Below are 12,941 nucleotides of genomic sequence, written 5' to 3' on the forward strand. Positions count from 1 at the left end.
GTGTCATCATCTGGCGAAGAAGCATTTTTCACCGCCCGCGCCTAAGGTCCGTTGAGAACGTCCAAGGGTGATAGCCCCTCAGGTTTACTGGAGGCAGGGTAAGATTGAACCAACAATCGACCGCGCGAAGGAAGGTGATGCGGTGCATCGATCTGCGTCGACGGTTCAACGTAAATGCAACCGCACATCAGGCTGGCGCGCCCGGCAGGACTCGAACCTGCTGCCTCAAGATTAGAAGTCTCGCGCTCTATCCAGATGAGCTACGGGCGCGCGCCGGCTGGGGCCATACAGCCGCGACGCTCCTTCGCCAATCGCGGATCGTGAAAGGGCGTCGCCCCTTACAGGTGCAGCAACGAGCCGCTGTCGGCGATCGCGGCGATGCCGCGGCGGCCATCGGCATCGCGCTTCAGTTGCACCACCACGTCGATGACGCTTGCAGCATAGGCGATGGTATCGCTGCGGGTGAGGCCGATGCCGGTCTGCATCACCATCAGCGCCAATTGCTCGAGCGCGCCGCGCAGGCTGTTGGCGTGGATGGTGGAGAAGCTGCCGGGATGGCCGGTGTTGATGGCGCGCAGAAAGCTGACGCTTTCCGCCCCGCGCAATTCGCCCAGCACGATGCGATCGGGGCGCAGCCGCAAGGCCGCCTGAAGCAGCTCGTTCGCGGTGACCTTGGCTTCGCCCAGCTCGCCCTTGACCGCGACGAGACCCACTCCGTTCGCGCCCGGCAGTTTGAGTTCGGGCGTGTCCTCGACGAGAATCACGCGCTCATGCACCGGGATTTCGCCGAGCATGGCATTGAGGAAGGTGGTCTTGCCGGTGCTGGTGCCGCCCGAGACGAGGATGGTGCGTCGCTGACGTACCGCTTCGCGCAGATAGGCGACGGGACTGGCCTGCGGATCGGGCATCGGCGCGGCGATGCCGGTTTCCAGCGGACCGGTATCGTAGGCGTCGAGCGGCAGATCGAGGCGTCGGTGGCGGCGGATTGCCATGGCCCAGTGCCGCCGCGCGGCGGGAGGGCCGCAAAACTGGATCCGCGCGCCGTCGGGCAGCGTCGCCCCGAGCAAGGGATGCTCGCGGTTGATCCCCTGGTGGCTGACCCGGGCGACCTGCTCGGCCAGCCGCTGGATAAGCCGATCGTCGATGCCCGGGCGCATCACGCGCTGCATTGCCCCGCCCGTGGCGGCATCCTCCACCCAGACCTCGCCCGGCCCGTTGACGAGGATTTCGGTCACCGTATCGCGCTCGAGCCATTCGCGGAACGGTTCAAGATAGGCCTCGAGGTAGACGCTCCGCTCGCCCGGAAGATCGACCCGGGGGGCTTCGTCCATCTCGCCGGACATGAGAGGGGCGGCTGACGCGATCATGCCGGTATCGTGCCGCTCAGCTTACGGTCGAGAAGTCGAGGTCGCGCGCCGTGAAGATGCGGATCGGCTCGCCCTGCCGCACGCGCACCGTGGGGCCGCGCTTGCCGTCCTGTTCGGCCGCGCTTGAGGCGGCGGAACTGCCGGCGCCATTGAGGATCACCCCGCCGGCCCCGCCCGATGCGATCTGGCCCAGGCCGCCCACGACCGAAAGCAGCATCGCGGAACCGAAGCGCTTGAAGAAACCGGCGCCCGACACCTTGCCCTCGAGCCCGGTCGTGCCGTCGAAGCCGATCGCCGGCGAGCCGAGATTGACTGACGCCCCATCCGGACGGATTAGGCGCGTCCAGATGACGTAGGCCCGGCGCTGGCCGTTCTGCATGCCCGACTGGTACTGCCCGATCAGCCGGCTCGACCGAGGCACCAGTACACGGTTGCCATCGAAGCTGCGCACATCGCGGCTGACGACCGCGCGCACGAAGCCCGGCACGTTGGTGTCGATCGCGGTTTCGAGCACGGCGGGGATCAGGGTGCCCTGCGTCACCGTGGTCGAAGGATTGGTCATCGCCGTCGCTCGTGCAGGTGCCCCGCCGACGCCGCCCACCCGGCTGGCGAAGTCCGACGCATCGTTCCCGCTCGCGGCGGCATCGCCGGCGGGTGCAGCAGCGGTTCCCGCCGCGCCCGATCGGGCGCTGCCCGCATCGAACACCACGGTGGGGCTGTTGTAGCGATTGACGGCGGGCTCGTTCATGCCGGCGGGCATGTTCGACAGGACCGGCGCGGGAGAGGGATCGGGATAGGTGGCAAACCCTTGCGCATCGTCCGGCATGCCACCGGCCATTTCGTCGGCGGGCACTACCGGAACCGCCTCGGCCAGCCCGAACGGCTGCGACTGCGCCGGCTGACCGGCCGCCTCCTGCTGCCCCCCGATACCGGCGGGTTGCGGATCGAGGCGCGCGGAGTTCATGCTCCACAAGGTTACCGCGCCGAGCGCGGCGACGATGGCGACCCCTGCAACCATTCCCAGCGCGTCGGACTTGCCGCCGCCGGGCCGGGCAACGGCCGGGAAGGCATTGCGCTGCGCCAGATCGATCACTTCGGCCGCGGTCTCGTCGCGCGGGTCGACATCATTGGCGACCGTGCCGGCGGACCCGATCTTTTCGGGGAGTTTCATGGCGAGGCGCATCAGTCGGCCTTTCGTGAAGCGTGGGCGGCGGCAGTGCCGGAAGAAACGGAGCCGGCTTCCCGCTCGGGGCCGCTGTTGACGAGAGTGGCGCTGTTCTTGCCTGCCCGCAGAACGATGGTGCGCGGAACGCCCTCGATCACGATCACATCGTCGCGGACGGAGAAATTGACCGGGCCTTCCTCGCCATCGGGGTTGGTGACGAGGATCGCCGGCACCGCCGTTCCCTCGGGCCAGGTCAGGAAGGTTGCGTTGCCATCGTCGAAGGTCTGCCGGGGCAGCAGCTTCTTGTCGCCCTCGCCCTTCCAGGCAAAGTTGAGATCGCCCGGATCGACCTGCGCCGACGGACTGGCCGTCGCCGGATCGCTGGCAGCCAGCTGCGCATCGGCGAGTGTCTCGGTTTCGGGAGGGTAATCGAACCGCAGGACGTAGACCGGCCGCGCCGATGGGCTGGCGACGAGATCGAACAGATAGGTCCGCTTGTTCGTCACGACGGTGAGATTGGTGGTCGCCCGCGCTTCGAGCGGTTTCACGAAGAGGATGTTCGCCCGCATGTTCGGCGTGACCTGCCAGGTCTGCGAATTGCCAATCGCGACATTCTCGATCACCTCGTCCTTGCCGAAGACGATGCTGGCCTGGACATTGAGCTTCCCTTCGAGGCGAAAGACCTTGCCCTCGTCGTACATCACCTGGGACAGGCGGGCATCAGCCAGCGCGGGCTGTGGAGCGGCGATCGCGGCAAGAAGCAGCGGCGCCGTCGCGAGGGAAAGGGGGCGTGCAAACGCGCGGGTCATGACATTTTCTCCGTCGAACTTTTGAGCGCGCGCGGCGGCGCGGCCTTGAAGCGGCTGCCGATCCCCTGCACCCGGCTGCGCGATGTTCCCTGCGGCGTCGTCGAAGCGCCGGCATGGCTGGTCGCATAGACGTGAGTCGTTCGCCCGGCCCCCGCCCCTGCAAAGCTGCCGCCATCGTTCGCCGCCATCCCGATGGGCAGAGCCGACACGTCGATGCGGCGTGCTTGCGCGCTCGCCTGGGTCGCCGCCTGGGCCTGCGCCAATTGCGCCGCGGATACCGCAGGGGCGGGCACCGGCACTGCCGCCCGCGCCGCGGCCGCTGCCTTTTCTTCCTTGGACGGCGCCAGCCCGAACACGGTCCAGCCCGCCACCATCGCGCTCGCAACCTTCAGCACCAGCGCCATCAGCGCGACATGGACCGCGCCGATCATGAAGAAGGCCATCCCGGCCTCGGCCGGCACAAACCCCGGTTGCGCCACGAGTGCCGACAGCACCGGCACTGCAAGCTCGAGCATGATGCTGCCGCCAAGGACCGCGAACAACGGTGCCAGAGCACACAGGACAAGCCCCTTGACCCAGCCGCCGAACAGCCCGCGAGTGCCGTTGAAGAGCGCCAGGACGACGAAGATCGGACCCAGCGCAATAAGCACGCCGAGCGCAATCTTGGTCGTCACCAGAAGACCGATGGTGCCGAGCATGAATAGCATCGCGCCCAGCCACATCATCCCTTCGGGCGACAGCGCATCGACATCGGTGTTCCCGCCGCCCGCCTGCTGCACTGCGGCAAAGACCACGTCGATCTTCTGCGCGAAGACCGCGGTGGCCGAACCGCGTGTGCCGGTGAGGATGCCGGCAAGGTAATCGGGGGTGCCCGCCGCAAGGTTCCAGACGACGCTTTGATACGCGAGCCAGCTGGTCGCGAAGGTCAGCACGAGGCCCAGCGTCATCATCCGCGGCACCAGGCTGCGTACGCCAAGATTGGTGCGTCCGGTCAGCAGCATGAAGCCGAAGATCGCGATATAGAGCGTGAGGACCAGCGTCAGCACCGTGCCGAGCGAGCCGCCGGGCGCGAACAGGCGGCCGAAGGCGGCGGCCGACGCCTCGCCCGCGATGCAGTCGGCCCCGCGCAGGGCCGCGGCAACGCCGTTGCCGGCCTGTGCGGCTGCGGTCTGACAGGCGGTCGCGCTCATTCCGCCGCCATCCCCAGTTCGAACCGCTCATCGGTGTCGTTCGCTCCGCCTGGCCAGGCCGCGCCGGTCAGGGGTGCGAACCAGTCGGCGGGGGCATCGCCCAGCGCGCCGCGCAGCAGATCGAGCCGCCGGACCGAGCTTTCCCGGCCCGACAGCAGAGTTAGCACCTCGGGCGCACCGGACAGGTCCAGCCGCACCACGACGCTGGCATCGGGCTGCCTTACGAGGAAGGCCCGGCTGCGCGCAGGCAGCGTGCGGATCAGCGCCAGTTCATGCTCGGTCAGGCCGAAGCCGTCGCAATAATCCTCTCGCCGGGCGCGGCTGTTGGGCATGAAGACCATCGTCGCCGTCTGCTCCACCAGCGCGGTGGATATGCGGCTTTCCAGCGCATCGCGCGCGCTTTGCGTGGCAAACCCGACCAGCGCGTTGCGTTTGCGCAGGGTCTTGAGCCAGTCGCGGATGCGTGCGGCGAACACCTCGTCGTCGAGCGCCTTCCACCCCTCGTCGATGAGGATCATCGTCGGCTTGCCGTCCAGCCGCTCCTCGATCCGGTGGAAGAGGTACATCATCGTCGGCGTGCGCAGCCGCGGGTTTTCCAGCAGCGCGGTCATGTCGAAGCCGAGCACGCGGGCGGACAGGTCGAGCTCGTCCCGCGCATTGTCGAACAGCCAGGCGTTCTCGCCTTCGCCGATCCAGGCGGAAAGGCGATCGGCAAGGTCGCCCGGCTGCGGCCGGCGGCTGCCCGACAGCAGTTCGCGGAAATGCCGCAACCGGCGCAGCGACGGATCGTTCGCATAGGCGGCATCGACCGCGCCGGCGATGGTCGCCAGCTCCTCCGGCCCTTCGGCCTTCAGCAGCACCGCGAACCAATCGCGCAGGAATGCCTTGTTGGTGGCTGTTTCGGGCAAGGTCAGCGGGTTGAAGCCGGTCGGCTCGCCGGCGCGGATACTGTCATAGCGCCCGCCGATGCCGCGCACGAACAGTTCGGCTCCGCGATCCTTGTCGAACAAAATCGTGCGCGGGCTGAACTTTTGCGCCTGCGCGGCGAGGAAGTTCATCACCACGGTCTTGCCCGAACCCGACGGCCCGATGACCGAGAAATTGCCCAGATCGCCGTGATGGAAATTGAAGAAAAACGGCGTCGCGCTGGTCGTTTCGAGCAGGGTGACGGCGTCGCCCCAGTGATTGCCCTGCGCCTGCCCCAGTGCGAAGCCGTGGAGCGAGCCGAAGCTCGCCATATTGGCACTGGAGATCAGGGCGCGGCGCACCAGATAGCTTTCGTTCCCGGGGAACTGGCCCCAGAACGCCGGCTCCAGGTTGGTGTCCTCGCGCACGGCGATGGCGCCGGTATCGGCCAGCGCGGCGGCGCAGGCGGCGGCCGCATCGTCGAGCCGCGCAAGATCACGTTCCTTGACCATCACGGTGAGGTGATGATCGCCGAAGCCGACCGCGCCATTGCCCAGCGCATCGCGCGCCGACAGCATGTCGGCCCGCTCGGCCACAGCTTCCTCATCCGCAGACTTCAGGCGGCGGATCGCAAGGTCCATCCGCTCGCGCGCGGTCTGGCGTTCGGCAGGGGCATAGCTTTCGCTGACCACCATCTCGAACGGGAGCCGCAACAGCCCGTCGAGCAGGCCTGGGCTGGTCGCCTCGGGATAATCCTTGAGGCCGAGGATGGCGGCGAAATCGGCCGCACCGGAGCCCTTCTGCTCCAGCGCGTCGAGCCCGAAGGACACCCTGCGATAGGGCAGCATCTGGCCAAGATCGACCTCATCGGCCGGGCGCCGGACGGGCCGCATCTCGCCGTTGTAGAGCGCCGACAGCAGCTCGAGTATCTCAGAGTTGGTATTGCCCTGCGGCCCGACGTAATCGCCGAGCAGCGCAGCCCCATAGGCCTGCAACGAGGCAGCAAGCCCCGTGGCCGCGGCGCGGAGGCTGCGCAGGTCGCGCGGATCGGGCTCGATCCGTTCTCCCGCCCGCTGGCGGCGGACAGTCTTGCCCACCCGCTCGACAAAGCCTGCCTTGCCGCGTGCAGGACGACGGATCAGCGTGATGAACTGATCGTTCACGAACAGCTGGCCCGAACCGAGGCGCTCCTTCCATCGCGCATCGATGTGGCGGCTGACCGGATCGGGAAACTGCGCGTCAAGCTCGACCGAGACGCGGCGGCGGATGACATGGTGATAGATGACAAACCGCGCATCCAGCGTCGAGCGCAGCATCACCTCGCGGGTCGCGGCATGGGCGTTGAGCGCATCGCTGTCCTCGGTCTCGAACAGCAGGCCAGGGACCTGCAACGCGGTCATCACCGAGCCGTCGCGCAGCAGCACGGTGTGTTCGTCCACCAGACGCGCATAAGGCAGGCGGTCGCCCGCCCGCGCTTCCTTCGCGCTCCACGAGGCGGCCCCGATCCATTTGTTCATGCTCGACCCTCCAGGTCGCTCTAGGCGGCGTAGCTGTTGCAGCCCCACCGCTTGTAATTCTTGACGCGCGGGCACTTCGAAACCTTGGTCAGCCACAAGTCGAAGATGCGCGGTTCGCGCAGGCAGGCGAAGTAGCCGACGCCGTGCATCACCCCGGCGGCCAGCAAGGCGAGCCAGCTGCCGGTGATGAGGAAGACTTCGGTCGTCACCACACCGTTGATGACGAAATAATTCAGGGTCACGCCCGCGAACATTTGCGGGCGGGTCAGCGCACGATGAACGGGATGGCGGACCAGAGCCGTCATGGCGTCAGGCCGCCGCGCCCTGGATGCCGGCGACGATCGACGCCGCGCCGAAAAGGATGAAGACGCCGATGATGACGGTCGCACCGAAACGCCAGTTGAGGCGCCCGGTCAGCATCATGAAGCCGATCGCTGCCACGGCCATCACCGCAACCGCCGTCGCCACATTGCCCAGCAAAGTGCCTTGCAGCCAGCCGAGCGCGGCGACGATCGGGCCCGAGCCCGCCGGATCCTGCCCCTGGGCAAGCGCGGCATTCGGCATGGCCATCAGCGCCAGCGCGCCCGCAAGCGAAAAAGTCGACTTCACTCAGGTACTCCGTTCGTATCAGTTGGCGGGCCGCGCAGGATCGGACAGACGGCCCATGATCGAGGCGACATACAGCTGGGTTTCGCGAATGCGCGGGATGCCGCCCGCCCGGATCACCCGCCCGGGGCCAGCATTGTAAGCGGCGAGCGCCTTTTCGACGTCTCCGTCGAACCGGTCGAGCTGGGCACGCAGATACCGTGCCCCGCCCTCCAGGTTGGCGAAGGGATCGCGTGGGTCGACGCCCAGTTCGCGTGCGGTACCGGGCATCAGCTGCGCCAGCCCCCGCGCGCCAACCGGCGAAACCGCATCGGCGCGCCAGCGGCTTTCCTGCCAGACCATCGCCTCGATCAGCGAGGGGCTAAGATCGAACCGCGCCGCCAGCTCGGCAACCTTGCGCCGATAGGCTTCGGGAACGATCTGCGAATGATCTGCAGTCCGCGCAACGATATGTTCGGGCACGGAAAGCTCGGCCGGAAAGTCGGCGCCTGCAGCCGGCTCAGGCTCTGCTCCAGCGAGCAGCTGCCAGTCGGCAGCCTCCTCGACAGGGGGAACGATGCCGGTTTCAGCCACCGCATCGCCGCCCGCAATCCAGCGAGCGCCGTCGGCCCCGATTTCCATCACGTCGGCGTTGGCCGGTGATGCCACGAACGCACAGCAGCTCATGGCAACGGCCAGCGCACCGCGTGCGCGAATCATCAAACTACCCTCCATGGGATCCCGAGTGGCCCTTCTACATGACACCCGCGTGACAGGAATATTAACCCTGTTCCCGTTCCCGTCAGCCAGCGCAGATGGCGCACGAGTCCCCGCAAAAGTCGCATCGACTGCCAAGCCCGGTCACGTCCTTACCGTGGATGCGCCCGCCCGAGGCCAGTTGCGAAGGCCGTCTGAAACATAGCCGTAACGAAGCGGCAAAAACTGTCACACGCGTGGTCTAGCGGACGAGTCGCGACATCAGACTCGCACCATCTCACCGGACCATTGAGGGGACCACCTGCGTGACCAATACCATTCGTTCGCTCGCACTCGGATGCTCGGCACTGGCGCTCGCCAGCTGCGGTGGCGACGAGATCGTCTCGCCCGGGACTGGCGGTGACATCATCATAAACAATCCGACCACGCCCCCCACCGGCACCCCCACCACCCCGCCGACCGGCGCGCTCGTGACCCCGGCCGCCGGTTGCCCGACCATTGCGGACCCCCAGGGCCTTGCCGACAGCGGGACGATCTCCGGACCGACCGGGGAATACCGCGTTTGCACCCTGCCCGCCCGGTTCAACGCCAGCACGACCCTGCCCTACCTGCCGGGCGTCCTCTACCGTCTGAACGGGCGAGTCGATGTCGGCACCGATGGCGGACCCAGCCCAAGCGATGCCGATGGCCTGTCCGACACCAATGTCCAGCTGACGATTGCGCCCGGCGTGATCCTGTTCGCCAGCGGGGCGAGCTTCCTCAACGTCAATCGCGGTAACACCATCCGTGCCAACGGCACCGCCCAGCGCCCGATCATCTTCACCAGCCGCGACAACGTGCAGGGGCTCAACGGCCAGTCATCGTCCGGCCAGTGGGGCGGTGTCGTCCTTTCGGGGCGCGCCCCGGTGACCGACTGCATCGCCGCCAACGCCGCGCCGGGCACGGTCAACTGCCAGCGCCAGGTCGAGGGCGTGGCCGATCCCGCGCTGTTCGGCGGCGCCACGCCGACCGACAGTTCGGGCAGCATGAGCTATGTCCAGATCCGCTATTCGGGCTTCGTCCTGTCGGGCGACAGCGAGCTTCAGTCGCTCACCACCGGCGGCATCGGTTCGGGCACCGTCCTCAATCACATCATGAGCTACAACAGCTCGGACGATGGCGTCGAATTCTTCGGCGGCCGGGTCAACGTCAAGAACCTTATCGTGGTGGGGGCCGAGGACGACAGCCTCGATACCGACACCGGCGTGAAGGCGAACATGCAATATGTCATCGCGATCCAGCGCCCCGGTGCGGGCGACACGATCATCGAGGCCGATTCCGACAACGCCTTCAACGATTCGACCCCGCGCCAGAACACCCGCATTTCGAACGCCACCTTCGTCCACCAGAACGCGATCGACCAGGTCGTGCGCATCCGCGGCTTTGCGGATTATGCGCTTGCCAACACGGTGATCGTCTCGGCCCAGGGCACCGCCTGCCTGCGGGTCGACGGACAGGAAGAGCTGACCCGGACCTCGGGCCCCGACGAAGCCGGGCCGGTCGCCTTCGACAGCGTGGCGCTGGCCTGCGCCAACCCCTTCCGCGACGGTTCGGGTGCAACCGCGGCCGACGTGAGGGCGGTGTTCGATGCCGGCACCAACAACCGCTCGACCTTCGTCGCCACGCTTCAGGGCCTGTTTCGCAACGGGTCAAACGAGAACGGCGTGCCGATCTACGACGCGAGCCAGTGGGGCGCGTTCTTCGACCGGCCCGAACGGATCGGCGCGGTGTACGACAGCAACGCCGCATGGGTCACGGGGTGGACCTGCAACTCCGCCACCGTGGTGTTCGACAGCGCCGTCACCGATTGTGCGCGTCTGCCCGTCTACTCGAGCTGATCGCGGCTTGCGCACGGCTGGGGGCTGCCGTCTGCCGCGGCGCCCCCGCCATTTTTCAGATTACCCATACCGACCATCAAGGGGTTCACCATGCACAAGGGCCAGCGCCTTTCGTCATTGCTTCTCGTCACCACTGCGCTGACCCTTCCCGGTCTGGCCCATGCACAACGGGCCGCAGACGAGACCGCCCCGATCGAGAGCGGCGTCGTTCTCGGCGATCCGTCGCAGGGCGAGGCGAGCGAGGAACCCGACGTATCCGTTCCCGGGGGCACGATCGTCGTTTCCGGCCGTCGCTCGAGGGATCCCGTCCGCTCTTCCAGCCAGGTGGTGTCCCTGCTCGATACCGAGAGCATCGCGCGGACGGGGGAAGGCGACATCGCCGGTGCGCTCACCCGCGTGACGGGGCTTTCGACGGCGGGCAACGGGCTTGTCTACGTGCGCGGGCTGGGCGACCGCTATTCGCTGGCACTCCTCAATGGCCTGCCCCTCCCCTCGCCCCAGCCATTGAGCCGCGTGGTCCCACTCGACATCTTTCCGACCAGCGTCATCAGCTCGAGCCTGGTCCAGAAAACCTACAGCGCGAACTTCCCCGGCGAGTTCGGGGGCGGCGTGATCAATCTCACCACGCGGGCCATCCCGACGAAGAGCTTCGTCACCGTCAGCGGCTCGGTGAGCGGGGACACGGAGACGACGTTCAGTTCGGGCCTGACCTATTACGGCGGCGACTACGACTGGACCGGTTATGCCGACAACCGCCGCGACATCGGCTCGCGCGCGGCGCTGCAGGGCTTTTTCGACAGCGGTGCGCGGATCAACGATCAGGGGGTCGACACCCGCGGGATCCTGGCCGATCTCTCCGATCCCAACCTGATCCTGCTGCAGAAAATCGGCGATCTGCCGGTCAACTGGTCGGCCGGGATCACCGCCGGCACAGCGATGGACGTGTTCAGCGACGGCCAGCTTGGCGTGATTGCCACCGCCTCGATGAGCAACAGCTGGCGCAATCGCAATATCGTTTCGCAGAGCGCGGCCAATGCCGAACTCGAACTCGACACCGATTTTCGCGATTTCGTCACCGACAACCGGATGCTGGTCAACGGCTTGCTCGGTTTTGGCCTGGAGGTTGGCCAGCACAAGCTGCGGTTTACCAACCTCTACATTCACGACACGCTGAAGCGTGCAGCGCTGTCGCAGGGCGAGGATTTCCAGAACGACGACAGCGATCTGGTGCAGGAAACCGGCTGGTTCGAGCGCCAGCTGTTCAACACCCAGGGCGTGGCCGAACTGCGCTTCGGCGAACTCGCGCTCGACTTGCGTGCAGGATACGCCCAGACCCGGCGCGAGGCCCCGTTCGAGTGGCGGTTTCGCTATACCCGCACCAACAATCCCAACGATCCGCTGGGCGACCGGTATCTCAACACGCTCGACCCCCAGCGCGGCGGGGCCACCGTGGCCTTCTCCGAGCTTGAAGAAAACCTCTATTACGGCGGAATCGACGCAAGCTATCCGCTTGCCGATTGGCTGACAGCGACCGTGGGCTATGCCTATACCGACACCAGCCGCCGATCGAGCCGCCGCGAGTTCGATATTCGCGCATCCACCGGCTTTCCCGACGCTTTCGGGGCTCTGCGCCCCGATCGCCTGTTCGGCGGCAGTCTGCTGGCGCTGGGCTTCGATCCTGATGCGCAGGCGGCGGCCGGCATCGGCCCCTTCGCCTATACGATCTTCGAGACGACCCAGTCGGACCCGGCCTTCGCGGCCGATCTCACCATCCATGCCGGCTATGGCAAGGTGGTGCTGGCACCTTTCGATGCTTTGTCGATTGACGTCGGGGTGCGCTACGAAACGGCCGAGCAGGCGATCACCCCGATCGAGGTCTTTGCCGATCCGATCGGCTCGACCAGTTCGACCTTCCTCGAGAACGAGTATGTCCTTCCGTCCGCCACGCTTACCTATGAATTCGGCGACAACCTCCAGGCGCGCCTGGCCGCTTCCAAAACCATCGCCCGGCCGCAATTTCGCGAACTGATTTTCCAGACCTATTTCGATCCCGAGAACAACCGCCGCTACAACGGCAACCCGTTCCTGCTGGATAGCGAACTGTTCAACGCCGAGGTGCGGCTGGAATACTACATCGACCGGGAAAGCCGGGCGAGCATCGCCGGCTTCTACAAGACTATCGACCGACCGATCGAGGTGTTCTCGAGCTTTTCGGACAACGAACAGGTGAGCAGCTTCGCCAACGCGCCCAAGGCCGAACTGTATGGTGCGGAATTCGAACTGCAGTACGGTCACGATCTGATGGGTCTGGGCGACTGGTTCGCCAACAAGCGGCTGCTGGCGATCGCCAATTACACCTATACCCAGTCGAGCGTGAAGGTCGGCGAAAGCGATGTCGCCCCAATCGTCGGCGCGCCCGCCCAGCCTGCGACCGATCTGTTCAACGACGGCGCACCGCTGACGGGACAAAGCGATCACCTCGCCAATTTCCAGCTTTCGCTCGAGAATATGGACCGGTTGAGCCAGGTCACGTTGCTGGTCAATTATGCCAGCAATCGCGTTTCCAGCCGCGGGGCTGGGCCGCTCCCCGACATCATCGAGGACCCGGGGCTGACCATCGATCTTGTCGCCCGGCAGGCGATCCCGGTGATGGGCAAGGAGATCGAGCTGACCTTCGAGGCGCGCAACCTGACCGGGCGCGATAACGAGGAGTATCAGACCAACGGCACCCGGCGGATCGAAATCAATTCCTACGAGGTGGGCCGGCAATTCAGCCTGGGTGCCGCGCTGAAGTTCTGAGCGGCTCGA

The 12,941-nt window shown here is 66.5% G+C and carries 10 protein-coding genes and 1 tRNA gene; 2 read left to right on the forward strand and 9 right to left on the reverse strand.

From position 1 onward, the window contains the following. Positions 1-193 precede the first annotated feature (193 nt). From ACHFFA_RS09410 to ACHFFA_RS09450, 9 genes are all read right to left on the reverse strand, one after another. Positions 194-270: transfer RNA gene (locus tag ACHFFA_RS09410), tRNA-Arg, on the reverse strand. Positions 271-338: 68 nt separating this feature from the next. Beyond that, a complete protein-coding gene (virB11, locus tag ACHFFA_RS09415) occupies positions 339-1,331 on the reverse strand; it encodes a P-type DNA transfer ATPase VirB11 (RefSeq protein WP_394270595.1) in 993 nt (330 codons plus the stop codon). Positions 1,332-1,383: 52 nt separating this feature from the next. Further along, positions 1,384-2,538, reverse strand: coding sequence for a TrbI/VirB10 family protein (locus ACHFFA_RS09420; protein WP_394270596.1), 1,155 nt, complete (start codon positions 2,536-2,538; stop codon positions 1,384-1,386). Positions 2,539-2,549: 11 nt separating this feature from the next. Then, on the reverse strand, positions 2,550-3,341 hold the full coding sequence (locus ACHFFA_RS09425; RefSeq protein WP_394270597.1) for a TrbG/VirB9 family P-type conjugative transfer protein: 792 nt from the start codon (positions 3,339-3,341) through the stop codon (positions 2,550-2,552). Then, on the reverse strand, positions 3,338-4,531 hold the full coding sequence (locus tag ACHFFA_RS09430) for a type IV secretion system protein (protein ID WP_394270598.1): 1,194 nt from the start codon (positions 4,529-4,531) through the stop codon (positions 3,338-3,340). The genes ACHFFA_RS09425 and ACHFFA_RS09430 overlap by 4 nt, the downstream gene beginning before the upstream one ends. Then, positions 4,528-6,954, reverse strand: a complete 2,427-nt coding sequence (locus ACHFFA_RS09435) for a VirB4 family type IV secretion/conjugal transfer ATPase (RefSeq protein ID WP_394270599.1) — start codon at positions 6,952-6,954, stop codon at positions 4,528-4,530. The genes ACHFFA_RS09430 and ACHFFA_RS09435 overlap by 4 nt, the downstream gene beginning before the upstream one ends. A 20-nt stretch (positions 6,955-6,974) precedes the next feature. Further along, complete coding sequence (locus ACHFFA_RS09440; RefSeq protein ID WP_394270600.1) at positions 6,975-7,259, reverse strand: type IV secretion system protein VirB3; 285 nt, start codon at positions 7,257-7,259, stop codon at positions 6,975-6,977. A 4-nt stretch (positions 7,260-7,263) separates the two neighbouring features. Beyond that, positions 7,264-7,563 (reverse strand): TrbC/VirB2 family protein, encoded by a 300-nt coding sequence (locus ACHFFA_RS09445; protein WP_394270601.1) that lies wholly within the window; start codon positions 7,561-7,563, stop codon positions 7,264-7,266. Between the two features lie 18 nt (positions 7,564-7,581). Next, a complete protein-coding gene (locus tag ACHFFA_RS09450; RefSeq protein WP_394270602.1) occupies positions 7,582-8,259 on the reverse strand; it encodes a lytic transglycosylase domain-containing protein in 678 nt (225 codons plus the stop codon). Between the two features lie 302 nt (positions 8,260-8,561). Between ACHFFA_RS09450 and ACHFFA_RS09455 the strand changes: the two genes are divergently transcribed. Continuing rightward, on the forward strand, positions 8,562-10,133 hold the full coding sequence (locus ACHFFA_RS09455; protein WP_394270603.1) for a hypothetical protein: 1,572 nt from the start codon (positions 8,562-8,564) through the stop codon (positions 10,131-10,133). Positions 10,134-10,223: 90 nt separating this feature from the next. Next, entirely contained in the window at positions 10,224-12,932 is a 2,709-nt protein-coding gene (locus ACHFFA_RS09460) for a TonB-dependent receptor domain-containing protein (RefSeq protein WP_394270604.1), read from the forward strand. The last annotated feature ends 9 nt before the right edge of the window (positions 12,933-12,941 follow it).

The organism is Qipengyuania sp. (genome assembly GCF_043423005.1).
Classification (GTDB): domain Bacteria; phylum Pseudomonadota; class Alphaproteobacteria; order Sphingomonadales; family Sphingomonadaceae; genus Qipengyuania.

Excerpts from the sequence above, each read along its gene's own strand:
- virB11 (WP_394270595.1), bottom strand. The coding sequence starts at position 1,331 with ATGGACGAAGCCCCCCGGGTCGATCTTCCGGGCGAGCGGAGCGTCTAC.
- ACHFFA_RS09420 (WP_394270596.1), bottom strand. The coding sequence starts at position 2,538 with ATGAAACTCCCCGAAAAGATCGGGTCCGCCGGCACGGTCGCCAATGAT.
- ACHFFA_RS09425 (WP_394270597.1), bottom strand. The coding sequence starts at position 3,341 with ATGACCCGCGCGTTTGCACGCCCCCTTTCCCTCGCGACGGCGCCGCTG.
- ACHFFA_RS09430 (WP_394270598.1), bottom strand. The coding sequence starts at position 4,531 with ATGAGCGCGACCGCCTGTCAGACCGCAGCCGCACAGGCCGGCAACGGC.
- ACHFFA_RS09435 (WP_394270599.1), bottom strand. The coding sequence starts at position 6,954 with ATGAACAAATGGATCGGGGCCGCCTCGTGGAGCGCGAAGGAAGCGCGG.
- ACHFFA_RS09440 (WP_394270600.1), bottom strand. The coding sequence starts at position 7,259 with ATGACGGCTCTGGTCCGCCATCCCGTTCATCGTGCGCTGACCCGCCCG.
- ACHFFA_RS09450 (WP_394270602.1), bottom strand. The coding sequence starts at position 8,259 with ATGATTCGCGCACGCGGTGCGCTGGCCGTTGCCATGAGCTGCTGTGCG.
- ACHFFA_RS09460 (WP_394270604.1), top strand. The coding sequence starts at position 10,224 with ATGCACAAGGGCCAGCGCCTTTCGTCATTGCTTCTCGTCACCACTGCG.